This is a genomic window from Rhizobium sullae (genome assembly GCF_025200715.1).
Classification (GTDB): Bacteria; Pseudomonadota; Alphaproteobacteria; order Rhizobiales; family Rhizobiaceae; genus Rhizobium; species Rhizobium sullae.
In genome coordinates this window covers 1,891,324-1,916,426 of the sequence record NZ_CP104143.1, presented here as the reverse complement: position 1 = coordinate 1,916,426, position 25,103 = coordinate 1,891,324, and the positions used below count along the sequence as shown (strand labels likewise).

At 59.8% G+C, this 25,103-nt stretch carries 19 protein-coding genes and 2 pseudogenes; 11 read left to right on the top strand and 10 right to left on the bottom strand.

The window, feature by feature from the left end; genetic code table 11:
- Positions 1–2 precede the first annotated feature (2 nt).
- The 4 genes from secDF to N2599_RS09670 all read left to right on the top strand — a co-directional run bounded on the left by secDF (position 3) and on the right by N2599_RS09670 (position 4,321).
- Positions 3–2,534: a protein translocase subunit SecDF gene (gene secDF / locus N2599_RS09685; protein ID WP_027509316.1), complete on the top strand. Its 2,532-nt coding sequence runs from the start codon at positions 3–5 to the stop codon at positions 2,532–2,534.
- 3 nt (positions 2,535–2,537) lie between these two features.
- Positions 2,538–2,924: an Mth938-like domain-containing protein gene (locus tag N2599_RS09680; RefSeq protein WP_027509317.1), complete on the top strand. Its 387-nt coding sequence runs from the start codon at positions 2,538–2,540 to the stop codon at positions 2,922–2,924.
- Between the two features lie 2 nt (positions 2,925–2,926).
- On the top strand, positions 2,927–3,778 hold the full coding sequence (locus N2599_RS09675; RefSeq protein WP_027509318.1) for a phytoene/squalene synthase family protein: 852 nt from the start codon (positions 2,927–2,929) through the stop codon (positions 3,776–3,778).
- A gap of 72 nt (positions 3,779–3,850) precedes the next feature.
- A complete protein-coding gene (locus tag N2599_RS09670) occupies positions 3,851–4,321 on the top strand; it encodes a hypothetical protein (RefSeq protein WP_027509319.1) in 471 nt (156 codons plus the stop codon).
- A gap of 3 nt (positions 4,322–4,324) precedes the next feature.
- On the opposite strand, the gene trmFO is transcribed toward N2599_RS09670, so the two are convergent.
- The 7 genes and pseudogenes from trmFO to N2599_RS09635 form a co-directional block, all read right to left on the bottom strand.
- Positions 4,325–5,758: a methylenetetrahydrofolate--tRNA-(uracil(54)-C(5))-methyltransferase (FADH(2)-oxidizing) TrmFO gene (gene trmFO, locus N2599_RS09665; protein ID WP_027509320.1), complete on the bottom strand. Its 1,434-nt coding sequence runs from the start codon at positions 5,756–5,758 to the stop codon at positions 4,325–4,327.
- 60 nt (positions 5,759–5,818) lie between these two features.
- Positions 5,819–7,492 (bottom strand): GNAT family N-acetyltransferase, encoded by a 1,674-nt coding sequence (locus N2599_RS09660; RefSeq protein WP_084606423.1) that lies wholly within the window; start codon positions 7,490–7,492, stop codon positions 5,819–5,821.
- A gap of 129 nt (positions 7,493–7,621) precedes the next feature.
- Positions 7,622–8,113: a hypothetical protein gene (locus N2599_RS09655; protein WP_027509321.1), complete on the bottom strand. Its 492-nt coding sequence runs from the start codon at positions 8,111–8,113 to the stop codon at positions 7,622–7,624.
- An 86-nt stretch (positions 8,114–8,199) separates the two neighbouring features.
- Positions 8,200–9,547 (bottom strand): annotated as a pseudogene (locus N2599_RS09650) (HlyD family type I secretion periplasmic adaptor subunit).
- Positions 9,537–11,801 (bottom strand): type I secretion system permease/ATPase, encoded by a 2,265-nt coding sequence (locus N2599_RS09645; RefSeq protein WP_027509322.1) that lies wholly within the window; start codon positions 11,799–11,801, stop codon positions 9,537–9,539. Before N2599_RS09645 ends, N2599_RS09650 begins: the two are co-directional and overlap by 11 nt.
- 23 nt (positions 11,802–11,824) lie before the next feature.
- Entirely contained in the window at positions 11,825–13,816 is a 1,992-nt protein-coding gene (locus N2599_RS09640; protein WP_027509323.1) for a hypothetical protein, read from the bottom strand.
- A 140-nt stretch (positions 13,817–13,956) separates the two neighbouring features.
- The gene (locus N2599_RS09635; protein WP_027509324.1) at positions 13,957–14,916 is read right to left on the bottom strand and encodes a hypothetical protein; all 960 of its coding nucleotides are present in this window, start codon (positions 14,914–14,916) and stop codon (positions 13,957–13,959) included.
- Between the two features lie 867 nt (positions 14,917–15,783).
- Here N2599_RS09635 and N2599_RS09630 point away from each other — a divergent pair.
- On the top strand, positions 15,784–16,551 hold the full coding sequence (locus N2599_RS09630) for a helix-turn-helix transcriptional regulator (protein WP_027509325.1): 768 nt from the start codon (positions 15,784–15,786) through the stop codon (positions 16,549–16,551).
- Positions 16,552–16,564: 13 nt separating this feature from the next.
- Here N2599_RS09630 and N2599_RS09625 read toward each other — a convergent pair whose 3' ends face one another.
- Positions 16,565–16,885 (bottom strand): hypothetical protein, encoded by a 321-nt coding sequence (locus N2599_RS09625; RefSeq protein ID WP_051336514.1) that lies wholly within the window; start codon positions 16,883–16,885, stop codon positions 16,565–16,567.
- Between the two features lie 369 nt (positions 16,886–17,254).
- Between N2599_RS09625 and N2599_RS09620 the strand changes: the two genes are divergently transcribed.
- The 6 genes and pseudogenes from N2599_RS09620 (at position 17,255) to N2599_RS09595 (ending at position 23,770) form a co-directional block, all read left to right on the top strand.
- Positions 17,255–18,274, top strand: a complete 1,020-nt coding sequence (locus N2599_RS09620) for a UDP-glucuronic acid decarboxylase family protein (protein WP_027509327.1) — start codon at positions 17,255–17,257, stop codon at positions 18,272–18,274.
- A 1-nt stretch (position 18,275) separates the two neighbouring features.
- Positions 18,276–19,259, top strand: coding sequence for a UDP-glucose 4-epimerase GalE (gene galE / locus N2599_RS09615; RefSeq protein WP_027509328.1), 984 nt, complete (start codon positions 18,276–18,278; stop codon positions 19,257–19,259).
- On the top strand, positions 19,256–21,151 hold the full coding sequence (locus N2599_RS09610) for a glycosyltransferase family 2 protein (RefSeq protein ID WP_051336515.1): 1,896 nt from the start codon (positions 19,256–19,258) through the stop codon (positions 21,149–21,151). Before galE ends, N2599_RS09610 begins: the two co-directional genes overlap by 4 nt.
- A gap of 46 nt (positions 21,152–21,197) precedes the next feature.
- The gene (locus N2599_RS09605; protein ID WP_027509329.1) at positions 21,198–21,704 is read left to right on the top strand and encodes a DUF995 domain-containing protein; all 507 of its coding nucleotides are present in this window, start codon (positions 21,198–21,200) and stop codon (positions 21,702–21,704) included.
- Between the two features lie 11 nt (positions 21,705–21,715).
- Positions 21,716–22,680, top strand: a pseudogene (locus N2599_RS09600) (glycoside hydrolase family 26 protein).
- 127 nt (positions 22,681–22,807) lie between these two features.
- The gene (locus N2599_RS09595; protein ID WP_027509330.1) at positions 22,808–23,770 is read left to right on the top strand and encodes a hypothetical protein; all 963 of its coding nucleotides are present in this window, start codon (positions 22,808–22,810) and stop codon (positions 23,768–23,770) included.
- A gap of 156 nt (positions 23,771–23,926) precedes the next feature.
- On the opposite strand, the gene N2599_RS09590 is transcribed toward N2599_RS09595, so the two are convergent.
- Together N2599_RS09590 and N2599_RS09585 are read right to left on the bottom strand one after the other, a co-directional pair.
- The gene (locus N2599_RS09590) at positions 23,927–24,070 is read right to left on the bottom strand and encodes a DUF1127 domain-containing protein (protein WP_084606424.1); all 144 of its coding nucleotides are present in this window, start codon (positions 24,068–24,070) and stop codon (positions 23,927–23,929) included.
- 296 nt (positions 24,071–24,366) lie between these two features.
- On the bottom strand, positions 24,367–24,513 hold the full coding sequence (locus N2599_RS09585; RefSeq protein WP_003558908.1) for a DUF1127 domain-containing protein: 147 nt from the start codon (positions 24,511–24,513) through the stop codon (positions 24,367–24,369).
- Positions 24,514–25,103: the final 590 nt, after the last annotated feature.

Below are 25,103 nucleotides of genomic sequence, written 5' to 3'. Positions count from 1 at the left end.
AAATGCTCCATTTTTCGAGTTGGAAAACAGTTCTGATCTGGCTCATTGTCTTTGTGGCGGCGCTCTGCGCCGCCCCAAATCTTTTCACGGACGCCTCGCTGCCAAGCTGGCTGCCGCACAAGCGGGTGGCCCTCGGCCTCGATCTTCAGGGCGGCTCGCATATCGTGCTGAAGGCGGAGCGCTCCGATATCGTTAGGGAGCGGCTCGAAAGCACGGTTGCGAGCGTGCGCGGCAGGCTGCGCGAAGCCGGAATTCGCTATACCGGGCTGGCCGGCACCGGGCAGACCATTCGGGTCCGCATCACCGATCCGAGTGAGGTCGATCGCGCCGTCACCATTCTGACCCCGGTAACGGCACCGGCCGCCGGCGCCCCGGATCCCGAAGTCACGCTCTCGAAAGGCAATGACGGCCAGCTGACGCTGCAGATCACCGGCAAAGCGATCGACCGCAGCCTGTCGGCGACTCTCACGCAATCCGTCGAGATCGTCGGCCGCCGCGCCGTCGAAGCGGGCGGGATCGATCCCGTCATCGAAACCCGCGGCGCTGATCGATTATCCGTCCAGGTGCCGGGTCTCGCCGACTCGCAGCGGTTCAAGGATCTCTTGAGCCAGGATGGCCGGCTCTCCTTCCACTTGATTGATAGCAGTGTGTCGCCGCAGGATGCGATGCGCGGCACGGTACCGTCGCGCTCGCGGATCGTCTATTCGCCGGACGATCCGCCGGACGTCTACCTTGTCGAGCGCGCTGAAGTGTTGTCGTCGGCTGATCTCGGCGATTTCCAGGTCAAGCCTGGCAACGACGAAGACAGCTCCATCCTGACCTTTCGCTTCAATCCCGAGAGTGCCAGGCGGTTTGGCGAGCTGACGCGAAAGAATGTGGGGCGGTCGTTCGCAGTCCTGTTGGACGATCAGGTCATTGCCACGTCTGATATCCGCGAACCGGTCACGGGCGATAGAGGACAGATAGCGCTTAACTATTCTCCGGAGGAGACTGAAGATCTTGCCGCGATACTGCGCTCCGGCGCGCTTCCCGTCACGCTGACGATCGTCGAGGAACGGACGATCGATCCCGGCCTCGGCGCCGGCTCGATCCGCTCCGGCCTCGTCGCAGGGGGCGTCGGCGCCGTTCTGGTGATCGGCCTGATGGTGGCGCTCTACGGCGTGCTCGGTGTGATTGCCGGCGCCGCGCTTGTCGTCAACATCATGATGATCCTTGCCGTTCTCAGCCTGTTCGGAGCGCCGCTGACCTTGCCGGGTGTTGCCGGCATCGTGCTGACGATCGGCATTGCGGTCGATGCCACCGTTCTGATCTACGAGCGCATGCGCGAAGAGGTAAAAGGCGGCATGCATCTCGATCAGGCGATCGGCGTGGGCTATTCGAGAGCCTTTATGACCGTCGTCGATGCCAATATCACGACCTTGATTGCCGCCGCGATCCTCTTCTATCTCGGAAGCGATGCCATCCGCGGCTTTGCGGTCACGCTTGCGATCGGCATTCTAACGACGGCTTTCACTGCTTTCGTCTTCACGCGCCCGCTGGTCGTTGCCTGGGTGCGCCACCGTCGCCTCAAGCATCTGCCGAAGAGCGTCCATACCGATCTCTTCGACGGCACGAACATCCGCTTCATGGGCATCCGCCGCTACAGCTTCACCGCGCTTGCGGCCCTTTCGCTCGTCTCTATGCTGGCGGTAACGGCGATCGGCATGAAACTCGGCATCGATTTCACCGGCGGCTCCGTCATCGAAGTGAGGTCGAAGCAGGGGCCGGCCGATCTCGATGACATCCGCGCGCGGCTGGGCGAACTCAATATCGGCGACGTCCAGACCAGGCGCCTCCGCGATGCCTCAAACGCCATCATCCGCATTGAAGCCCAAGGCGGCGGCGAAAATGCCGAACAGTCGGCAATCACGCTTGTGCGGAGCGAGCTTGCGGACCAGTATGATTTCCGACGCGTCGAAACTGTCGGCCCCGCGGTTTCCGGCGAGCTGACGAAGACGGCGACGCTCGGCATCCTTGCCTCGCTCGCCGCGATCCTCATCTACATCTGGTTCCGCTTCGAATGGCAGTTCGCCATCGGCGCCATCATCGCGACGTTGCACGACGTCATTCTGACGCTCGGTTTCTTCGTTGTCACCGGCATCGAGTTCAATTTGACGAGCGTCGCCGCATTGCTCGTGATCGTCGGCTATTCGCTGAACGATACGGTGGTCGTTTACGACCGCATGCGCGAAAACCTGAGGCGCTATGCGCGCATGCCGCTGCCAATCCTGATCGACGCCTCGATCAACCAGACGCTGTCGCGCACGATCCTGACCGCGGCCACGACACTTCTTGCGCTGCTCGCTCTCTATCTTTTCGGGGGCGAGGTCATCCGCTCCTTCGCGCTCGTCATGCTTTTCGGCGTTGCCGTCGGCACCTTCTCCTCCATCTATATAGCTGCACCGGTACTGATCCTCTTCCGCCTTCGCCCGAAGGCCTTCGACGACAACGAGGATGGCGCCACCGATGAAAAATCCGGAAAGGCCACAGTGTAAGCCATGGCGAAAGGAATTGAAATCCGGGAGGCCCATTTCCCCGGCCGCGCTCCGGTCGACACGTACGGCAATGGCGGCTTCCGCTTTGCCGATATGTCGCATCGCGGCTCCATCCTCTGCCTTCCATCCGGTATCTACGGCTGGGAGATGGATATGTCGAAGCCGCTCTCCGTCGATAATTTTCAGAGGGTGCTGGACGAGGCGGGCGATATCGAGGTTCTACTGGTCGGGACGGGCACCGAACTTCGCCGCCTGCCGTCGGAGCTGAAGCATGCACTGAAGGTCCGCGGCATCTCCTCTGATCCGATGAGCACGGGTGCTGCCGTCCGCACCTTCAACATCATGCTCGCGGAATCCCGCGCCGTTGCGGCCGCCCTGATTGCGGTCTGACGATGACGGAACAGCCGATGAGCAACCAGGAGATTTGCCTGGCGATGCTGCGCGACAGTGATCGCGACCGCTATCTCGCCTGCCTACTGTCCTCGGAGGACAAGCGCGGCGCGCTCGCCGCCCTTTACACCTTCAATGCCGAACTCGCCCGCATCCGCGATCTCGTGCACGAGCCGCTGCCCGGCGAGGTCCGCATGCAATACTGGCGCGATCTGTTGGAGGGCAGCGCCCACGGCTCGACCGAGGCTAATCCTGTTGCCGCATCCTTGCTGAGCGCGATCGAAGCCCACCGCCTGCCGCGTCAGACACTCGTCAACATGATCGATGCGCGCATCTTCGATCTCTACGACGATCCGATGGAAACCCGCACCTCGCTCGAAGGCTATGCCGGTGAAACGGCGTCCGCTCTGATCCAGCTGGCAAGCCTCGTCCTGTCGGCGGAGGAGGCGGCGAAATCTACCGAAGCCGCAGGCCATGCCGGCGTCGCGCAGGCCGTCGCCGGCGCGTTGCTTCTGATGCCGCTGCACCGCCACCGGGGCCAGCTCTATATTCCACTTGAAATTCTGAGCGCCACCGGCCTCGACCGCGAAAGCTTTCTGGCGGGCAAGGACAAGGCGCGCATTTCTGCCGCTATCGAGGCCTTCGCCGGCCTCGGCCGCGATCACCTGGCAAAGGCCCGTGCCGCGCCGCTCCCGCCGACCGTTTTCCCGGCCTTCCTGCCTGTGACGCTTGCTGAGCCGGTGCTCGTGAAGGCGCAGAAGGCCGGTGCCGCGCTTTTCGACCAATCGCTGCAACCGCCGCAATGGCGCCGCCAGCTCGGCATGATGTTGGCGCTGATGCGCAAGAAAATCTGAATCTGTTCAAATTCGCGCAAGGCTCGGGCACTATAAGTGGATAACAGCTATGCCTGAATCGGAGAAACGGCGTTGAGCTTTATCGTCTGGTCCGTCATCTTTGCCCTCGTGGTCCTCCTAGCCTTCGTCGCGACCCGCATGGCCGCCAGGAACAAAGACGAGGAAGGCTTTCGCGACACCGGTCTCGCGATCCTGGAGTTCAACCGCGCCTTCCCGCACGAGGCGATCCGCCAGCTTCAGGCGACGGCCGACGGCCGGGTGGTGTTCGTGCGTCTGCATGACAACAAGGCGGGCTTCATGCGCAACATGCACCGCCACTTCTCCTGCCATGTGCTGGAGCCGGGCAGGGTGCGCGTCGTCAGTTCGGAAACGGGCAAGGGTCTGGTCATCGATTTCCTCGATCACCCGCACCATAACGGTGTCTTCGAATTCGCCTCCGCCAAGGAGGCGGCCGAGGTCTCGCTCTGGCTGCTCGGCAATTACGTCGCCGACGCAGACCTTGCGCTGCCGCCGGCCGAAAAGCCGGCAGCCAACAAGCAATAAAAATCAGGCGCTTTCTGCAAGAGGCGCGCTCTGGCCGAGCCATGCGGCGCAATCGCCAAGCGCGCGCTTGGCGATCAACTGGCGTTTCAGGATGGTCTTGTCCTTGCCGCGGAAGCGCTTCACGCCTTCTGGCTTGACGATCGAACCCGGCTGCAGCTCCGGAAACAGGCCGAAGTTGATGTTCATCGGCTGGAAGGAGCGCTTTCCCGGTTCCTCGTCGGTGACGAGATGCCCGCCGGTGATATGGCCAAGCAACGAACCGAGGGCGGTCGTTGCAGGCGGCAGCGAGACCGTTTCGTCTTTGCGCTCGGCAGCGGCGAAACGCCCCGCTAACAGCCCGACGCTGGCGCTTTCGACATAACCCTCGCAACCGGTGATCTGGCCGGCAAAGCGCAGTCCTGGTCGCGATTTCAGCGTCAGCGACGGATCGAGCAGCGTTGGCGAGTTGATATAGGTGTTGCGGTGCAGGCCGCCGAGGCGGGCGAATTCGGCGTTCTGCAAACCGGGGATCATCCGGAAGATTTCCGACTGTGTGCCGTATTTCAGCTTCGTCTGGAAACCGACCATGTTGTAGAGCGTGCCGAGCGCATTGTCCTGACGCAGCTGAACAACAGCATAGGCCTTCACCGATGGATTATGCGCATTGGTCAGTCCCATCGGCTTCATCGGGCCGTGGCGCAGCGTCTCGCGGCCGCGTTCGGCCATGACCTCGATCGGTAGGCAGCCGTCGAAATAGGGCGTGCCTTCCCATTCCTTGAAACCGACCGTATCGCCGGCAATCAGCGCGTCGACGAAGGCGCTGTACTGGTCTTCGTCCATCGGGCAGTTGATATAGTCCTTGCCGGTGCCGCCCGGGCCGACCTTATCGTAGCGCGATTGATACCAGCAGATATCCATGTCGATGCTGTCACGATAGACGATTGGCGCAATCGCATCGAAGAAGGCAAGCGCGTCCGCACCTGTTTCCTCCTGGATTGCGGCAGCCAGCGACGGCGCCGTCAGTGGTCCGGTGGCGACGATCGCCAGATCCCATTCCTTCGGCGGCAGCCCGGTCACTTCCTCACGAACGACGGTAACGAGGGGATGCTCGTGGATTGCCTTCGTCACCGCGTCGGAAAAGCCGTCGCGATCGACGGCGAGCGCGCCGCCCGCCGGAACCTGATGCTTGTCCGCGCACGCCATGATCAGCGAGCCTGCCATGCGCATTTCCGCATGGATCACGCCGACGGCATTGCTCGTCGCATCGTCGGAGCGGAAGGAATTGGAGCAGACGAGCTCCGCAAGGCCGTCGGTCTTGTGCGCATCCGTGCCGCGCAGGCCGCGCATTTCGTGCAGGATAACCGGCACGCCGGCGCTGGCAATCTGCCATGCGGCCTCAGAGCCGGCGAGCCCGCCGCCAACGACGTGGATCGGGGAATAGGAGGAGGTCTTGTTCATGCGCGGCTGATATCACGCCTGACACGAACAGGGAACTCCCGGCATGAAAAAGCGCAGGCCTCATGCCGGCACCAGTTCCGTCGCTCCGCGCTCGAATTTTGCCGAAACCCTGCTCGTCTGGTTCCGTCGCGATGCCTTCTGCCGTTTGGCGGCCGCAACCGGCGCCGCTGCGGCTTGTTCGGTTTCGCTGACGATCCGCCGCAGAGCCTCGCGCGCCTTCTCGGCGAATTTCCGCTGCACTGGATTGTCGTAGTGATAGCGCTCGACCATGGCGAAGACGCGTGCAGCTTCCGGCTGACGGCCGGCCGCCGCTAGTGCCACGCCTTGCTTGTAGTGCGCCTGCGCGTCGTAGGGCGAGCGCTCGATGATGCGGCTGAATGTCCTTGCAGCTTCCGCGTAGCTGCCAAGCGCGAGGTGTGTGTCTCCAAGACGCAGATAGACAGGATTCGGATCGTCCACACGGCCGATAAGCGCCGTGAAGCCGGCTTCGGCCTCGTGCAGCTTGCCCTTCTCGAACAGCAGGCTCGCCAACCCGAATTCGGCACCCATATGGCCGGGGACGGTTTCGAGAAGCTGCCGGAACGCCGCTTCGGCATAGGCCTTGGCGCCGTCGCGGTACATCTGCAGTGCTTGCTCGTAGACGAAGCGGATGCTGCGGGGATGGATCACGTCGCCGAGATTGCGGCCGCTGCGCGTGCGAAACAATGTGCAGCTGACTCGGCGCTCTTCGGCGCCGAACATGTACTTGTAGGGCTCGTTGCCGCGCAGGAAGTCATATGTCTTGAAGCCGTCTGCTATCGCTCGGCGAATGCAGTAGCCATGCAGGATGAGGCCGGGCGAGGGCGTCTTCCAGGTCTCGTCGCGGCCGGTGATGTAAAAGAGGATCGACTTCTTCTGCCGGTCGATGATGTTGGCCAGTGCGCCGAGCGGCCGGTTGCCGTACCACACCACCGGCACATCGAGGTTGCCGTCCTTGAAGCTGTCCATCAGCAATTGGCGCGTCGCCCCGATCAGCCGTTCGGTGCGTTCCTTGCCCTTGCGTCCGACCCATTTCGTCCGCCACAGGTCGAAGAGAATATCGAGGTCGCGGTCGATGGTTTCCGGCGTCGCCATGGTGATGCGATAGTCATCGTCGCCCTCGACCTTGCGCAGGAAGCGCCGCAGTTTCTGACGCGTCTGGCTGCTCATCTTCTGTTCCAGATAGTCGTCGAAGCTCGATGGCAGGGTGACGACCGGGCAGATGCAGTTGTCTATGTTCTCGGGATTGCGCACAGAATTGTCGCGGAACATCACCTCCGGACCCTGCAGCGCGCGGACCAGTCCTTCACGCCGCTCCGGAGGGCCGCCGAAGTATTCCAGCTTCAGATGCGTCCAGTTCTGTCGCTTCAGATAGGCGGCAAATCCGGCGATCGCGTGCCGCTCATAGTCCGGCTGCGCGAGGAAGCCGGTATAGTCGGCCGAAAAATTGCCGGCCATGATGATCTCGTCGAAAAAGACGCCGTTCTTCTGATCATGCTGGGTCGTGATACGCAGCGGAAAGAAGGCGACGTAAGGCGAGCGCCCCTCGCGTTCGCGCAGCGCTAGAATAAACCAGCGTTTGCGATGAAAAAGATAGGACTTCAGCCATGTCCAGGACAGGAAGTGTTGCGCATGAGGATCGGCCATATAGACCCGATCCCACTCTTCGCGGACAGCCTCGAAACCGGCTTCGGTGTCGATCACGTCAATGCGCATGGTCCCCTCCCAATACCCAATACATATTCGGGAGGCTTCATTTTAAGGGCAAATGCGGGGCTTCAAATATGCCGTTCGGATGAAACGTTTGCACTAAATATGATTAGCCGCCGGGGGTAGGGCCAGGGGCTAAAGCTCGCCGGAAACATGCGGGCTTGCGTTGATGAAGTTCCAGAGCGATTGGCTAATCGAGACGATCTCGGCGATCGATTTCTCCAGTGCCGCAATCTCTTTTTCGTCGAGCTGCTCGACCTTGCCGTAGCTAATTTCCTTGTCATCCTCGACGAAGCGCATCATCTGTGTACTGGAGATCTGGCCCTTGTCGTCGAAGGAATAGATGCAGTGGTTATACTTGTTGCGCATCTTGGATTCCTTCTTCATGCGCGCCATCGCGTGAAGAACGGCCTTGCGGTCCGCCGCGGGCGTTGAATGCAGCTTGGCGAGGCGCTCGACCAGGTCGATCCTCGCCCGCGTCGTGTTGAGCGTCAGGAACACGACGATCGCCGCGTCCTTGTCGATTTTGAGAAGATGGGCAATGATGTAAATCAGCAGGCTTTCCGTATTGGTCCAGACATAGTTCAGGCGGCCGACCCGCAGCAGCACGTCAGACATCGCCGCCATGATAGCCTCCCTCCGTCGATCCTTTACTGAAACGATACTTCAGATCGCAGCGGGAGGCTTTCGTTTTCTTTTCCTGCCTGCTGCCATCAGTGTTCCTTGAATGCACGCGACATGCTGTCGGTGATCGGTTTCGTCAGATATTCGAAGAACGTGCGTTCGGATGTTTGGATCAGCACATCGGCCGGCATGCCGGGTACCGGACGGAAACCATGAACGCGGCGGATCTCGTCGTCGTGTATCTGAACACGCACGATATAAACATCCTTCACTTGCTGTCCGGCATTCTCCTCGATCGAGTCCGCGGAGACGTAGAAGACCTTGCCGTCCAACACCGGCGTCGTGCGCCGGTTGAGCGCGGAAAGGCGGATGGAGGCCGTCTGTCCCTCATGCAATTGATCGATCGACGTGCGCAGCACCTGCGCTTCAATGATGAGCGGCACATGTGCAGGCAGAATTTCCATGATCGGCTTGCCGGTGGTGATGACACCGCCGGCCGTATGATAATAGGTGCGCACCACGGTGCCGTTGACCGGCGATCGGATGATCGTGCGCTCGAGAATGCCTGCTGCTTCGCGAACCTGCTCGCGCACGCTGTCGAGTTCGGATTCGGCGGTTTCCAGCGCGTCGAGTGCGGCCTGCTTGTTGGAGTTTACGGCGATGACCGCTTCTTGGCGGAACTTGGCGATTTCCGCCTCGCTTTCATTGAGTTCGCCGGTCAATCGCGAAATATCGCCTAACACATCGGCCATGGCGCGTTCGATTGCCAGGAGATCGGTCTTGCGCATGTAGCCTACCTTGACGAGGCGGGCCTTGGAATCGCGCTCTTCGGTCAGAAGCGCCAGCTGGCGCTCGAAGGACTCCCTCTGGCCGTTGTAGCCTTTGAAACGGTATTCCAAAGATTTGATGTTCTTCTCGATGAGATTGAGTTGTTCTTCCAGCTTGATCTGCTTGCTGTGGAAGATGACGTTCTGGCTCTGGATGATCGCGTTGACATCCGGATCGCTCACTTCGGCCATGACGATTTCGGGTATCTTGAATTGCTGGACGCCTTGGGCTTCGGCGCGCAACCGCGCCACCACCGCTTCCAGGCGCAAGCGCCGCAGTTTCAGCATCCGCTCGTTGGAGACGGCCGCCGTCGGGTCGAGCGTCACGAGGACATCGCCTTCCTTGACAACATCGCCCTCGTTGACGCTCATGTCCTTGATGATGCCGCCTTCGAGATGCTGCACTATCTTGTTGTTGCCGGTCGCAACGAAGCTGCCCTGCGCAATGATTGCGGAGGCAAGCGGGTGCGGTTGCCGCCCAGAAGCCGAAGCCGCCGAAAGAGGCGAAAAGGACGCCGAGCCCGATTATGCTGTGATAGCGGATGGAGCGCGGCACTTCGCTGTACCATTCGATCGCGTTGCCGGCCGGTTGCAGTTTCTTACTCACCATTGTCGTTACCTTCAATACGCGGTTGCGGCCGGCCGTTATTCTTGGAAAGCGCCTCCAGGACTTCGATGCGCTCGCCGAACATGGCGACGGAGCCCTCCTTCAGAAGCAGGATCTTGTCGACGCACTGAAGCAGGGCGGGGCGCTGCGTGATCGTTACCGTCGTGATGCCCTTTTTCTTCGCGTGGATGAGGGCACGCGCAAGTGCTGCCTCGCCCTGCGAATCGAGATTTGAGTTCGGCTCGTCCAAAACGACGAACTTCGGATCGCCGAAAAACGCGCGGGCAAGCGCGATGCGCTGCTTTTGGCCACCGGAAAGCGGAGCACCGTCGGCGGCAACCATTGTCTCGTAGCCCTGCGGAAAGCTCGCGATCAGCTCATGCACGTCGGCAAGCACGGCCGCCTCGAAGATCTGCTGATCTTCGACGTCATCGCGCATGCGCGATATGTTGGCCTTGATCGTGCCGGGGAAGAGCTGAACGTCCTGCGGCAGATAGCCGATGCTTTCGCCGAACTGCCGCTGGTCCCAGTTGCGCAGATCCATAAGGTCCAGGCGCACGTTGCCGGAGGTCGGCAGGATCGAGCCGACGAGCATCTTGCCGAGCGTCGTCTTGCCGGAGCCGGAATTGCCAATGATCGCCAGCGACTCGCCTTTCTTCAGGGAAAAGGAGATGCCGTTCAGGATAACCTTCTTCTGTGGCGGCGGAACGAAGAGGATGCGCTCGACATCCAGCCGGCCTTCCGGATTGGGAAGGCGCAGCCGCGGGAAGTTCAGTGGCGAGGTGACAAGCAACTGCTTGATCCTGCCGAAGGCAGACGCCGACTTGTTGAATTGCTGCCAGCCTTCGATTGCACCTTCGATCGGCGCCAGCGCGCGTCCAGAAACGATCGACGCCGCAATCACCATGCCACCCGTCATTTCGCCCGAAAGCGACAGATGGGCGCCCCAGCCGAGCAATGCGACCTGCGTGATCATACGGCAGGCCTTCGAGACGCCGGAGAAGACAATATTCCGGTCCTGCGCCGAGACGTGGGATTTCAGCGAGCCGGCCGTCTCGCGACCCCACATCTTCACCGCTTCGGGGATCATGGCGAGCGCGTTGATGATCTGTGAGTTGCGCGACATGGAATCGAGGTGGAAGTTCGCGCGGCTGAGATAGCCGTTCGCCTCTGCAAACTGGCGGGCTGTGAACTTCTGGTTCAGATAGGCGATGACGAAGAGCACCGCGCAGCAGATCATGATGATCAAGCCGAGATGCGGATGCACGAGATAGACCACGACGACGAAGAGCGGCATCAGCGGCGCATCGAGAAAAGCGATGAGTGTCCCCGAGGTCAGGAAGGAGCGTAGTTGCTGCAGATCCTGCAGCGTCTGGTAGTCCTTCCCGTTGCCGTGCAGCGAGGCGCGGGCGGCGGCACTCAGGATTGGCGCGCCGAGCTGCACCTCGAGTTCGACCGCCGTGCGCATCAGAATGAAGCGCCGGATCGAATCCATGAAGGCCTGCAGGATGACGGCGCCGAGAACGGCAACCGTGAGCATGACCAGCGTATCCACAGAGCGGCTTGTCAGCACGCGGTCCGATATCTGGAAGAGGTAGAGAGGGATCGCCAGCAGCAGCACGTTGATCGCGATCGTGAAGGCCATCACGATGACCATGTTGCGCCGGACGGCAGCGATGCCCCTGGCAAGGCTGACGGCAAAATTCACCGGTTCGCTTCGCTTGTGGAAGCCGGCGCCGCCGCCACCGCCACCGCTGCCACCGCCGAAATCCGGAGTCTTGCCGTTGCTGCCACCATCGCTGCGCTGGCGGCGCTCGTTTTCCTTGATCGGGCCGCGGTTGCCATCGATGGTTTTGCCGAAGGGAATTGCGGGGTTAGCCTTTGCTTCGCTCTGATCGGCCGGTGGCTTGAGCGGCAGGACCGGCGTGTCGGGTGTCTGCCGGGCAACGAATTCCTCTGCATCCGCCTGCCGTGGCGATGGCGCGGGGTGAACGGCGGCTCGGGAGCGCAGGGGAACCAGCGGGAGCGGTTCTTCCGCTGGATTCTCACTCGGTTTCGAAGCTTTTGCGGCCTCCGGCTTGGTGGGCGAAACGGACTGTGCCGGCGCCGTGCGGTTCTCCGTGAGTTTTCGCAGGCTCGCCACCGCGTCGTCGATCGCCGATATGCAGGCGCCTGTTAGCGTGTCGTCAATACGGTCTGTGGGGCCCAGTCGGAGCGAGCGGTTGGCGGCAAGTGTATGTTTTGAGATATGATTCATGTAACGTCTCCCACTGGCTCCGGTTATGCGACGACGGTTTGCATTACGTCGGCCGGTTGCGCCAGCGTCCATGAAAGGTCATGATCTGGGTTGATGACGCCGTCCTCGGATCCGCTTAGCGGCTCGTCCTCCCCGAGGAATGCGATAACTTCATTGGCGAGATGATCGCTGTTGGGCTGTGATGCGCCGTGCTCCACCAGACCGCCCTGGATCAGGATGGCATCCGAATAGAGTTGGCCGGCCAAGTAGGTCGTCTGGCCGAGGCTGTCGTAGTCGGTGATCTGCGCGATGTTGACGACCGCATTGCTGCCGGTATCGATCTGGATGTGGACGCCCGCGTTGTGCTCGAGAATGTCCGAGACCGCCAGCGTCACGTCGTCGGAATCACCAAGGATGCTCACCTGCTTGACGATGTTTACATCGTAGAGATTGCCGGTGATGTAGAGAACGTTGAGTCCGGCATAGCCTTCGAAATTGACGTCATGCGCCAGTCCGGCCGGCATCGCCGCTTCGCGGTCTTCAATTGCCTTCTGCGTCTGTACCACATAGTCCGGCATCGCCTCGAAACGGTCGTTCCCGCCGACGTTGTGGATGGAAGCGAGGTTCCAAATCAGATTGTTGCCGGCTTGAACGGTTGCTCCCGGAGCACCGTCTTCGGCGCGTACCCAGTCATTGTCGTAGAGTATGGCGATCTGTGAAATGACATTCATGTCGAGAATGTCGCCGCCGACGATGATCAGGTCATATTGAATGCCGATCCCGAGGAAGGAGGCAAGGTTGACGGTGGAATTACCGCCGGTCAGCACCGTTGCCTCCGAACCGCTGGTCGTCACGGTCATCGTGTCGTTGTCGCTGATGAAGTGGTACTGCTCGATCCAGTTCACAAACGAGACATCGCCCTCGACCACGCTGACGCGCCAGGCCGTCGGGAAGATCGTCTCCTCCGACGATGCTGCGGCTTCCGGCTCTCCATTGTCGTAAGTGCTGCGCTCGAAAATCGCGATGTTCTTCGCAACGGTCGCCGCGCTGTCGTCCTGGTTGAAGACGGAAGCGATCTCGTCGCGATCGCTGTAGACGTAAACCTGCGAGATTGCGTCAATCTGATGGTAGTCCCCCATGACGGCGGTAACCGGCGACATGATCGCCGTCGCGGTGACCTCCACTACGTTTGCAAGCACATTCGCGCCTGCCGCCACATCGAGGCTGTTGCCGTCCTGTTCCAGCGGTACGTCGCTCTTTTCCGGTTCCGTCGGCGGCGTTGCGATGCCGCGGTCGGGCATGAAGTCATCGATTGAAGGCGCTTCTGCGACAAGTTGACCGTTCACATAGGGGCCGTCGATTTGGTCGTCGGCGAGCACGAAAACCTGCGGTGGGCCACCTTCCATGACCGGAGGGCCGCTCGCGCGTGCCGCCTGGATGTACTCGTGAATATCGTCCGCGATCGCCCGCAGGCCCTCCTGCGTATCGACGCGATCATAAGAAGAGAAGGGCGTAAAGACTTCCGCCTTCTCGCTGAATTCCATGAGGCGGTGCGTGACGAAGCTCGTGTCGCGCAGTTCCGGCTGCTCGCCGGTCATATTCAGATTGTCGTCGTCGATCAGCATATTCGCCTGGGCGACATGACTGATGACCGACCCGGGTCCCTGGAAGACCTCAAGTTCTTCTTCCTCGCCCGGAAGATAGACATTGGCGCCGAAGTGCGGAGCGCTGAGATCGCGCGATGCAATCTCGGCAAGCTTCTTCAAGGTCTCTTCGAATATGCCGCCGAGTTGGCGGGGATGCTCGTAGTTCACATCATAGCTGACGGAGCGGTAATCGACGCCCGGATCGTAATCTTTCAGTTGAAGGTGCGAAGCGAAGGCCGGGCTGAAAGGCTCGTCCTCTGACAGCGAAGGATCTGCTTCGCGCGGACGGGCGCCGTCCAGGTAATTGCTTCGCATCCGCGCTTCATCGGTGGCAGCGCCGAATAAGCCGATGAAATGGGCAACGATTTCGGAAATCTTCTCTGCATGCATGACGACCCCTCCCGTTCAACACGGTGTCCGGCCCGAAAGGCGGCAAACTCATCGATGACGAGTCCTTCCCAGCCGCGCCTCAAGCCGCCAAGCTGCACCGGCCGAATGCCGGTGCAGCTTGTTTCTGGACTGGTTGGAGGTCAGGCTCCAGCGTCGGTGTCGTCGCCGGCCACGTTGCTGCCCACGTTGCTTTCGAAGGCATTGCTGAGCAGGTTGGCGCCCTGGACGACTTCCAGATGGAAGCCGGAGTTGGCAATGATCGCAGACGCGTCTGTCGTGCTGGCGCCTGTGACGTCATCGCCCGCGCCGCCTTCCCAGCCGCAATCGTTGATATCGATGCCGTCCGAGCCGAAGGCCTTGCCGCCGTCTGCGTTGAGATGGTTTTGGGCCCCTGAGTTATCCATCCTGATGTTCCAGGCGCTGTCCTGGTCGGCAAGATGGTTTGCCTGGACGGCGCTGAAGCCGTTGCCGCCGGCACCGAGCGAGCTGTTGAGGATGTTGTCGACATCAAGCGTGAACGAGAAGTTGTCACCGATGTTGAGGTTGCCGCCGGCGATCCCGAGGTTGTCGAAATCCTTGACGTCTTCCAGAACGGCGAAGTCTGTATCCGTCTTGTTGAAGCTGTCGGTTGTCGTCGTATTGTGGCTGTTCGTATCGGTTATCGTCTTGATATCGGTGTCGGTAATCGTCTTGATATCCGTTTCCGTCTTTGTACTGGTGATGACGTCGTTGTCACTGTACGACTTGCTGTCGTAGCTCCAGTCATAGTCGGTTTTGACGTCGGTATCGGTGATAGTGGTCGTCTTGATATCCGTATCGATATCAGTGACGGTCACTTCCTTGTTGTCGTAGCTCCAGTCATATTCATTGTCGCGGTTGTCGCCGTTATTGGCATCGACATCGATCTTGGAGTCCACGTCGACATCGAGGCTGTTGTCTGTGTTGTTGCGATTGTCACCATTGGCGATGCCGCCGACATAGCCGGTGGAGCCGTCATCGACGTCAGTATCATTGATGGCGGTATTGGCGAAACCATCGGCAAGTGCGCCGACATTCGTCTCGGTCTCATCGCCGCCACTCGGATAGTTGTAGTTAGTCATTTCGCTTTATCTCCAAAAAAAATTCGGAGCAGCCTTCGAAATCCCTTTCATCTCAACGGGATTTTGCTCGCGCTTGCTCCGATACTGTTACAGATCGGCAGATGTAAGCACTACCTTTTCATCTGCATTTGACGTTTTGGTTTGTAGACCAAACCCTTGTTTAACTGCGCGTTACTCAGTACAAAGGCGCAGGCATCCGGCTCCGCAATAGTAATATTGCAGATTTCATGCGCTTATTTCCTTGAATTACCCCAGCTGAGACGCCGCGATACCGCAGGCACTAGGTGATATTCGACGCCTCCCATGTCGCCATTTGGCAACGATGCGACTGTGGCCGAGAAAATAGTTTGTTGATAGATACCAATTCGGGCTAGCGAATCAGGAGTTACTAGTAATGGCCAAAGGTAATCATGGAAGAACAGATCGGTGGGGCACCCGGATATCCAGCCGCGCCCTCGCAAACTGGTGCGGGGGGGCGCCGACCGGCGTTCTGAAGGTTCAGCTTGCCGGATTTAGGGCAGGAAGGTTTTCATAAGTAACTTTTTAGTTCATTGCCCCAATGGCAAAATACCGAAAATAGTCTGTCTTTTATTATTGGCACATGAATACCATTTTGAGCCAAAAATATTGGAACATATAGCCCAGAAGTTAGCTATCTTACGTCTATGCAACCGTAACAATAGAAAATATCACTTTAAATTGGCAAAAACTAACCCATTTGGGCCATTTATTTTCGTATCTGTTCATATTACCATAATTAAGAAATGGCTAATAACTAAGGCAGAAAATTTTTAGGTACACCTCTTTGGGTGTTTTCACAGTATCGCCCAAAGCATCTGTAACGTGTAGCGCTATGGGGAGGCGTAAATGTTCATGACGGCGTCAAAGACGGGGGATGCCGACCAAAGCCGAAAGTTCGGCCCGGCCGGCGACACAATACTGGTTATTGCAAATGCGGATTTGTTCTCCGAATGCCTGGCAGAGGCTTTGGCGAAGAAATTTGCCGGCTGCGAAGTGGTCAGCAAGGGCTATTCAAAGGCCATGCTGGAGAACGACGCAAACGATGCCAAGCTCGTGCTCTTCTATCATATAGCAGGCGTCGAATTGAACGAGGCGCTTCAGGTCGTGCGGGAAAATCACCCCTCGACGTCGATCGGTCTCGTCGTCGAGGCGATCGACATGCTGGAACCCTACATAAACCGGCTGGTCGAAGCACGGGTCATCGACGGCGTGCTGCCGCTCAATCTTCGCTTGGACGTGTTCATGGCGGCCGTCGATCTTTTGATGAAAGGCGGCGAGCATTTCCCTTCGGCGTTGCTTAACCGGCTCACAGCCGCGCAGCCGGAGAAATCGCTTTACGAGACGAAGTCGGTCGCGGCAGCTGGTGCCGGTGCTCTAAGGCTTCGCCAAGGCGACCTTTCCGCGCTCACCACCCGCGAAGTTCAGATCCTTGATCTGATCTGCAAGGGCACGCAGAACAAGATCATCGCCGATGAGCTGCATCTTTCTGAAAACACGGTGAAGGTTCATGTACGGAACATCTATAAGAAGATGAACGTCCGCAACCGCACCGAGGCCGCATCGCGCTTCTTCAATAATGAAGCTGCCAACGCATCCGGTAGATGGCGAAACTAATTCTGTCTGGCCGTTAGATAGCCGGTCGCGCGAAACAACGCGACTTCTGGCCGAAGCCGCTTGGCGTACAGATCCACGGTGCGGATCCGTGATAAACCTTGGCACCCGCGCTCACCGGCGCTTTGCCGTTCGCCGCCGAATAGCTGTAGACCTTGCTGGTGTGCGGCACCTTGGCAACCACCGTCTTTGCCGGCTTCGCGTTGGATGCGAGAGCCAGGTCATCGACGGCGGCGCAGGAAATTGGCCCTGCCGCCATCAGCATCAGCCCGAAAGCCAGCGCAGTCCTGCGGGCAGCATCCGAAGTCCGTATTCCGGTGAAATCAAAGTTCCGCATTGCGCAATCCCCGAACACGGCAGTCCTTTTGCCTGCCTTCAGCTCCAATGTCTAGCCCGTATCGGTTGAGCGAAGCTTGCGTTGCGATTTTATAATCAAATCCAATATAGTTAAGCAGGATTAAACACGCTTATCTCAACTGTATTATAAGAGTAATCAATTCGAAATAGTCAATGCTTTTCATGTTGACGGGACAGCAAACCGCCATATCATCAACCACAGATAGACTTGAATTGGCAAATGAAGAGTAAATCGACTTTGGTAATGCAAGTATTTATCTATTCCGCTTCGGAGTAATTCTGGAGACTGAAGGAGAGTTACTAGAATATAGGGATCAGCGTTTGTGATCCTACTGGGAAGGAGTTTGTAATGCGTAGTTTCGTTCCCAACGAAATCTGTTCCGGTTATGATCGTCTATCTGGCCGGACACCCAAGAAAGTGCTCGTCAATGGAGGTGCCGGGTTCCTCGGTTCCCACCTGTGCGAGCGGCTTCTCAAGGGCGGCCACGAGGTTATCTGTCTGGATAATTTCTCCACCGGCCGCCGATCCAACGTCCACCATCTCCGGCCATTTTCGCGGTTCCGCATCATCGAGCACGATGTTCGCAGTCCGTTTGACGTGGACGCGGCGCTGATTTTCAATTTCGCGTCCCCGGCTTCTCCGCCGGATTATCAACGCGATCCGGTCGGAACCCTGCTCACCAACGTGCTTGGCGCCGTCAATGCGCTTGACCTGGCACGGCGCAACGGAGCGACGATCGTGCAGTCCTCAACTTCCGAGGTCTATGGCGATCCGGAGCATAGCCCGCAGCGCGAGAGCTACTGCGGCAACGTCAACCCGGTCGGTCCGCGTGCCTGCTATGACGAGGGAAAGCGCAGCGCCGAGACGCTGTTCTTCGACTATCATCGAACCTACGGCGTCGATATCCGGGTCGGCCGGATATTCAACACCTATGGGCCGCGCATGCGACCGGATGACGGCCGCGTGGTGTCGAACTTCATCGTCCAGGCCCTGCAGAACAAGAACATCACTATTTACGGCGATGGCTCGCAGACCCGTTCCTTCTGCTACGTCGACGATCTGATCGAAGGTTTTCTTCGTTTCGCGGCGGCCGGGAAAAAATGCACCGGACCGATCAATCTCGGCAATCCCGCCGAGATCCCGGTGCGTCAGCTCGCCGAAATGATCCGCGAGATGACGAATTCGCGCTCGCGCATCGTTCATTTACCGCGTGTCACCGACGACCCCAAGCAGCGGCGGCCGGACATTACGAAGGCGCAGGCGAAACTTGGCTGGCAGCCGCGTATTCCGCTGGAAATGGGTCTTGGAAGGACGATCGATTATTTCGAGGCGCGTCTTTCCGAGGCAAGGGTAGTGGAGGCTGTATGAGATGTCTCCCTACATCATCGTCACGGGTGGCGCCGGCTTCATCGGCAGCCATATCTGCAAGGCGCTCGCCGGCGCAGGATTCACGCCGGTCGCATATGACAACCTCTCGACCGGCCATCAGGACGCGGTTCGCTGGGGACCGCTGATCGATGCCGATATCGCCGATGCCGGTTCCCTGAAAAAGGCGCTCGCCCGCTTCGAGCCCACGTGCCTCATCCATTGCGCGGCAAATGCCTATGTCGGCGAGTCCGTCGCAGATCCACGCAAATACTATCGCAACAATGTTTCCGGCAGCCTTGCGCTCTTGGAAGCATGCTTGGACCAGAACCTCGATCGCATTGTCTTCTCGAGCAGCTGCGCGACTTATGGCATTCCGGCGGCATTGCCGATCCGCGAGGAGATGGTTCAGCTGCCGGTCAATCCCTACGGGCGAACAAAACTGATCTTCGAAATGGCCCTGGAGGATTATGCCGCCGCCTATGGCCTTCGTTTCGTGTCGCTGCGCTATTTCAACGCCGCCGGAGCCGATCCGCAGGGCGATCTTGCCGAGCGTCACGAACCGGAAACCCATCTCATTCCGCGGGCCTTGCTTGCGGCTGCGCACCGTCTTCCGTGCCTGGAGGTTTTTGGCTCGGACTATGAGACCGAGGACGGCACCTGTGTTCGCGATTACATCCATGTCAGCGATCTTGCGCAGGCCCATCTTGCCGCTGTCGATTACCTCGCAAGCGGCGGCGAGACCTTGCGCGTCAACCTCGGCTCCGGCCATGGCACCTCCGTCGGCGAGATCTTGAGCGCAATCCAGCGCATCACCGGGCAGGAGGTTCCTGTTCGCTACGACTGCCGTCGTGCAGGCGACCCACCGGTGCTGTTTGCCGATACGGCACGGGCGCGGGCGGTTCTTGGCTTTACGCCGCAGTTCTCCGACATCGATACGATCATCCGTACGGCGAGTCCGAGCTTCGGTCTGGAGGTACGGGCATGAACGTGGCGCCATTCGTGACCAGACAGCCAAGGGCGACGGTGGCTGTTCGTGCTGCCAGGCCGGATGCGCTCGAGCCCGTCTTTGCAGGCTGGAGCCGTACCGTCTACTGGTTCGGCGTTGCCTGCTGGCTCGCCGCGCTCGCCTATTTCTGGACGTGGTGGCTGCAGCCCGCCCACGTGATCTCAAAGTCCGCATTCATCGGTATCACGGCGACCGTTGCCTGGGTCACGCTGATCCCGGCCTATTTCATCTTCATCTTCGTCAACGCAAAGCGGATGAAACCTTCGGCAGCCGTTCCCGCGGGTCGCATCGCGATGGTGGTCACCAAGGCACCGTCCGAGCCTTTCGACGTGGTGCGGAAGACATTGCTCGCGATGCTCAATCAGAAAGGCGTCGAGTTCGACATCTGGCTTGCCGATGAGGATCCGGCGGAAGAGACGAAGCTCTGGTGCGCCCGGCATGGCATCTTCATTTCGACACGCAAGGGCGTCGCCGCCTATCACCGGACAGTATGGCCGCGCCGGACGCGCTGCAAGGAAGGCAACCTTGCCTATTTTTACGATCGCTACGGCTATGATCGCTATGATTTCGTGGCGCAGTTCGATGCCGACCACGTGCCTGAGCCGACCTATCTGCAGGAGGTCATGAAGCCCTTTGCCGATCCCCGTGTCGGCTATGTCTCGGCTCCCAGCATCTGCGATGCGAATGGCGCCGGCAGCTGGGCCGCAAGAGGCCGGCTCTATGCCGAGGCAAGCCTGCACGGTTCGCTTCAGGCGGGCTATAACGGCGGCTGGGCGCCGCTGTGCATCGGCTCGCATTATGCCGTGCGCACCGCAGCTCTGCGTCAGATCGGCGGTCTCGGGCCGGAACTTGCGGAAGATCACTCGACGACGTTGATGATGAATGCCGGCGGTTGGCGCGGGGTGCATGCGCTCGATGCGATCGCCCATGGCGATGGCCCGGCGACGTTTGCCGATCTCGTCGTCCAGGAATTCCAGTGGTCGCGGAGCCTGGTGACGATCCTGCTTCAATATTCGCGCACCTATGTGCCGAAGCTGCCGCTGAAGCTGAAGTTCCAGTTCCTGTTCTCGCAGGCCTGGTATCCGCTGTTTTCGGCCTTCATGGCGCTGATGTTCGCCCTGCCGGTCGTGGCGTTGCTGACAGGCCATGTTTTCGTCGGCGTCACCTATCCGGAATTTCTGCTGCATTTTGCGCCGCTGTCGCTGGTGCTGATCGGGCTTGCCCTCTTCTGGAGGCGCAGCGGAACCTTCCGGCCAAGCGACGCGAAGCTTTTCGGCTGGGAAGGCATCGCCTTCGTTCTCCTGCGCTGGCCGTGGTCGCTTGCAGGAAGCCTTGCTGCGCTGCGCGATCACATCTCCGGCTCCTTTGTCGATTTCCGCATCACGCCGAAGGGAGCGCAAGCGCAGAGGACGCTGCCGCCGGTTGTTCTGCTTCCCTACGTGCTGCTGGCGGGTATTTCCCTTGCAGCGATGGTTCTCGCGCCTTCCGAAAGCACTGCCCGCGGCTTCTATATCTTCGCCGGTATCAACGCCGTCATCTATGCCGCGCTGACTATCCTGATCGTCGCACGTCACGCAGGCGAGAACGGCTTGCCGCTTCTGACGCGCTCGCGCGGTCTGAGGATCGTGGCGGCCAGCGCGCTGGCGCTTCTTGTCGCGGGCAGCGGCGAAATCCGCCTGCACGGCCTGAGTGGTCTCGAAGCGCTATCGCATGGCCAGGGCATCGTCAGTTTCACGGAAGCTAAATTCGCAGTCGCAGGCGCCGGTCTCGGGGGCGGCAAGACGAGGATCGTCAAATTCCGGTTCAAGTGGAATGGGTTCCGGCAGCAGGCTGCTGTCGCAGGATCAGAGAGAGTGAAGCCGAGCGCGTAGAGTCAAAGCCATGTCGGCGGGTGCGATTCGGTTGAAGGAGGGTGCAATGAGAATAGGAACAAGAACAAATGGCGCGGCGGCTGCCGTCCTCAGCCTGGCCCTCTGTTTGCCGGGCGCGGCAGCGGGGGCCGAAGCAAAGACGGGGCCTGTGCCGCTCAGCGCCTACGAACTTTACCAGCTCTATCGCGACAAGACCTGGACCTGGGGCGCCGGTGGCGGCCGCTTCATGGACGAGGGCCGTCGCTTCGTCGCCTGGACGAATGACGGCGGCAAGCAATGGGTGGCCGAGGGCCGGTGGGCCGTCGACGATCTCGGGCAGATGTGCATGCGCGCTACCTGGACGAACGAAGAAGGCCCGGCCCGCGCCAGCACCTGTTTCGGTCATCGCAAGATCGGCAAGGTGATTTATCAGAAGCGTCAGCCCGACGGCAATTGGTACATCTTCCGCCACGCCTCGGCGCGCGCGGGCGATGAATATCTGAAGCTCGTGCGGGCGGACACCGTCAGCGCCAGTGCGGATGCCTACAGGCAGAAGCTGATGGCTCGGAGGTAAGAGGACAAGCCATGAAGAAGCTAAGAGAACGAATAGTCTCGGCCACCGCGATCGCGTTGCTGCTGTCTATCGCCGCCGATCCGGCAAGACCGAGCCTGGCGCAGGAGGTGGCGGGCGTTCCCGCATCGCCCGGCCAGACGATCGTCGACAAGCGCCCCGTCCTGCATGCCACTGGCATCAAGTTCGGTGCCTATGACCCGCACGGCGATTTCACGTCGCAGCAAGGTGTTGCGACCGAACACCTGTTCCTGCCGTGGGAAGACGTCGATCTTGAAACGCTGAAAGTCGCGGACGCCTATGCGCAGGCGAGGCGACGCAATCTGCTGATCACGATCGAACCCTGGTCATGGGATGTCGACTGGCGTTTGACCTCCGCTGAACTGCGGCAGAAGGTCCTGCGCGGCGATTACGACGCCAACATGCGTGCCATCGCCCGGATGATTACCGAGCTCAAGAGCCCGGTCATCGTCCGCTGGGGACAGGAAATGGAGGACAGGGACAGCCGGTTTTCCTGGGCGGGCTGGAACCCGCGCGATTATATCACCGCATACCGGCGGATGATGGATATCGTGCGCGCCGAGGCACCGGCGGCGGAAATGATGTGGTCCCCAAAGGGGCTCGACGGGCTCGATGCCTACTATCCTGGTGACGACTATGTCGACCTCGTTGGCCTCTCCGTCTTCGGCCTGGAACCCTACGACGCGCTCGCCTATGGTGGTCCCCGTGATTTCCGTCAGGCACTGACGGACGGCTACCGGCGCGTCTTGGGATACGGGAAGCCCATCTGGGTGGCCGAACTCGGCTATGAAGGGAAGGACGCCACATGCGGCCGTGGATCGACACCGTGACCTTGAAGCACAGCGATTTTCCAAAATTGGAAGAAGTCGTCTATTTCAACGACCGCGACGTCCATGCCTGGCCTTTCAATCTCGGCCGTCCGAACTGGAGGGTCATCAAGGGCGACGAGACGAATTAAGCGTCGTCGAGCACGAGCAGTGGATGGCTAGCCCGGATTTCTCACGATTGCATCGGGCTAGCAAAGGCCAGGAGAAGTGGATTATAAGCGAGCTCTCGACCCCGATCTCCTGATAGGCCCACGCGACATGACTGACTCTGGCTCGGTGATCGACTGGCTTCTCGACTCCGACCCATCGATCCGATGGCAGGTGATGCGCGACCTGATTGACGCCCCGGAGCCGGAGTGGGCGGCGGAGCGGGCCAAGGTGGAGACCGAGGGTTGGGGAGCCAGGCTTCTCTCTTACCAGGATGAGGACGGGCAATGGGCGGGGGGCTCCTTCGTCCCAGCCGATTTTGATCCTTGCGAGTGGCAGGAGCGTGGTCAGCCGTGGACAGCCACGACATTTTCGTTGTCGCAACTCCGGGAGTTTGGTCTCGATCCCGCCTCGGACCGGGCCAAACGAACTGTCGAATTGATCGGCGCCAATTCGCGTTGGGATGAGGGCGGCCAGCCCTACTGGGAGGGCGAGGTCGAGGAGTGCATCAACGGCCGGACCGTTGCCGATGGCGCCTATTTTGGGGCTGATGTCTCGTCCATTGTCGACAGGCTGGTAGGCGAGCGTCTCGCTGACGGCGGCTGGAACTGCGAGAGGCTCAAGGGCTCAGTCCGCTCGTCGTTTGCCAGCACGATCAACGTGCTGGAAGGGCTCCTGGAGTACGAGAAAGTCGCCGGTACGCCTGAATCTCAAAAGGCGCGTAGGTCGGGCGAGGAGTATCTCCTAGAGCGCAACCTCTTCCGTCGTCTCGGCACGGGTGAGCCGGCAGACGAGCGGTTTCTGCGCTTCCTGCATCCGAACCGTTGGCGCTACGATGTCTTGCGTGCGCTCGACTATTTCCGCTTCTCTGCGATGTTGACCGGCGCTGATCCCGATCCGCGACTTGGCGAGGCTATCGGCCACGTTCGTTCCAGACGCCTGGAGAACGGCACCTGGCCCCTCGACTGGAGCCTGACGGGGCGGGTATGGTTCGAGGTCGACGACGGGCAGGGCCAGCCCTCGCGATGGGTGACCCTCCGGGCGATGCGAGTGCTTAGATGGTGGGAGAGTTAGCCGATCGGGAAATCCCCACCAGGCCTACGAAGGTTCCACCAAGGGTGAGAGAGTGAGGTTGCTCGTTTCGTTGGAGCACAGGCCTAGGGCAGAAGGGCCAAAAAACGAAAACGGCGCCAAAGCGGCGCCGTTTTTGATGTATCACGCTTGCCGCGATTAGCGGAACGAGCGGGATGCGATGTTGCGGATCTCGTAGCGGCTGATGCCGATGTCGGAGAGCGTCTGGTTCGAAAGGCTGCCCAGCTCGTTGAGCGTGCGGCGGTAGCTAATCCAGCTCTTGGCAATGCGGATCGGGTTCATTGTCGTCTTCCTCGGAAGGTTGCTTCGCGGGCGGCGCCATCGCCGTCTTTGCGGATGACATTGATATAGTGGTTCCCGGTCGTATTGTGCAGTGCAAAGAAACGGCATCTGCTATGCGTTTGTGCACTGTGATGCACGATAAATGCGCAGGAGTTATTTTTTAAGCGGTAAAAGGGAGGGCGATTTTCATCGCAACTACTACGAAAGTGTAAATTTGAACAAAAGAAAACGCCCGTTGCCGAAGCACCGGGCGTTTTTGAAAGGAGATCAGCTTGGGAGGACGCTGATCGCCTGAATTAGCGGGCAGAAGCCTCGCGAGCGACGCGATGGATGTCCGAGCGGTCGATGCCGAGGTCGTGCAATTCGCGGTTGGTCATGCGGCCGAGTTCGGTAACCGTCTGGCGGTACTTGCGCCAGTTGTTGAAAGAGCGTGAGAAGTTCATTTTAATCCCCTTTCCTAGGGTTCGCCATCTGCCAGCTGCTGCCCCAGCGCTGGCTTCCGTTTGATGACCAGAATATATGTTGCACCGCGAAGAACTAACAGAGACAAGATTTCATTCCACCTATGCATTCGATGCAAGTCTCTAGCTGAAAAACATGTGATTTCGCCGTTCTTTGGTCAATGAATAGGCAGAATGACTTTTCGCGGGCATGGGCTTTGGGTTGGCTGCTCAAATTGCCGGCGTCCGGGCCTCGCTGCCGATGTGGTCGCTTTCAAAATGAAATCGGCGCCGATCTCGCCCTTCGAGACAGCTTGGTTCCGGCAAAGAGCTGGCGGCTTCCCAAATGGCCGGATCCAGGCGCTCCTGCAGCTTGGTCGAGCCGTTGGCGAAGTCCCTGAAAACCAGCAGGCTAATCGTTTTATGTCGCGAATACCAAAACGCCCACCGGGGGAGGATCCGGTGGGCGTCATGTTGGTGACTGACAACTGGGAGGAGGAGTGTTGTCAGTCTATCGGAGGGCGCTGGGAGGAGGAGTGCGCTGCTCCGAATTCCGTTACGGACATCATATCCACAGGCGTTCCGGTAAACCG

Coding starts and splice junctions, on each gene's coding strand:
- N2599_RS09640 (WP_027509323.1), bottom strand. CDS start 13,816: ATGCATGCAGAGAAGATTTCCGAAATCGTTGCCCATTTCATCGGCTTA.
- trmFO (WP_027509320.1), bottom strand. CDS start 5,758: ATGAACAAGACCTCCTCCTATTCCCCGATCCACGTCGTTGGCGGCGGG.
- N2599_RS09655 (WP_027509321.1), bottom strand. CDS start 8,113: ATGGCGGCGATGTCTGACGTGCTGCTGCGGGTCGGCCGCCTGAACTAT.
- N2599_RS09630 (WP_027509325.1), top strand. CDS start 15,784: ATGTTCATGACGGCGTCAAAGACGGGGGATGCCGACCAAAGCCGAAAG.
- N2599_RS09590 (WP_084606424.1), bottom strand. CDS start 24,070: ATGAACCCGATCCGCATTGCCAAGAGCTGGATTAGCTACCGCCGCACG.
- N2599_RS09585 (WP_003558908.1), bottom strand. CDS start 24,513: ATGAACTTCTCACGCTCTTTCAACAACTGGCGCAAGTACCGCCAGACG.
- N2599_RS09675 (WP_027509318.1), top strand. CDS start 2,927: ATGACGGAACAGCCGATGAGCAACCAGGAGATTTGCCTGGCGATGCTG.
- N2599_RS09595 (WP_027509330.1), top strand. CDS start 22,808: ATGACTGACTCTGGCTCGGTGATCGACTGGCTTCTCGACTCCGACCCA.
- N2599_RS09610 (WP_051336515.1), top strand. CDS start 19,256: ATGAACGTGGCGCCATTCGTGACCAGACAGCCAAGGGCGACGGTGGCT.
- N2599_RS09645 (WP_027509322.1), bottom strand. CDS start 11,801: ATGAATCATATCTCAAAACATACACTTGCCGCCAACCGCTCGCTCCGA.
- N2599_RS09680 (WP_027509317.1), top strand. CDS start 2,538: ATGGCGAAAGGAATTGAAATCCGGGAGGCCCATTTCCCCGGCCGCGCT.
- N2599_RS09660 (WP_084606423.1), bottom strand. CDS start 7,492: ATGCGCATTGACGTGATCGACACCGAAGCCGGTTTCGAGGCTGTCCGC.
- N2599_RS09605 (WP_027509329.1), top strand. CDS start 21,198: ATGAGAATAGGAACAAGAACAAATGGCGCGGCGGCTGCCGTCCTCAGC.
- N2599_RS09625 (WP_051336514.1), bottom strand. CDS start 16,885: ATGCGGAACTTTGATTTCACCGGAATACGGACTTCGGATGCTGCCCGC.
- secDF (WP_027509316.1), top strand. CDS start 3: ATGCTCCATTTTTCGAGTTGGAAAACAGTTCTGATCTGGCTCATTGTC.
- N2599_RS09635 (WP_027509324.1), bottom strand. CDS start 14,916: ATGACTAACTACAACTATCCGAGTGGCGGCGATGAGACCGAGACGAAT.
- galE (WP_027509328.1), top strand. CDS start 18,276: ATGTCTCCCTACATCATCGTCACGGGTGGCGCCGGCTTCATCGGCAGC.
- N2599_RS09620 (WP_027509327.1), top strand. CDS start 17,255: ATGCGTAGTTTCGTTCCCAACGAAATCTGTTCCGGTTATGATCGTCTA.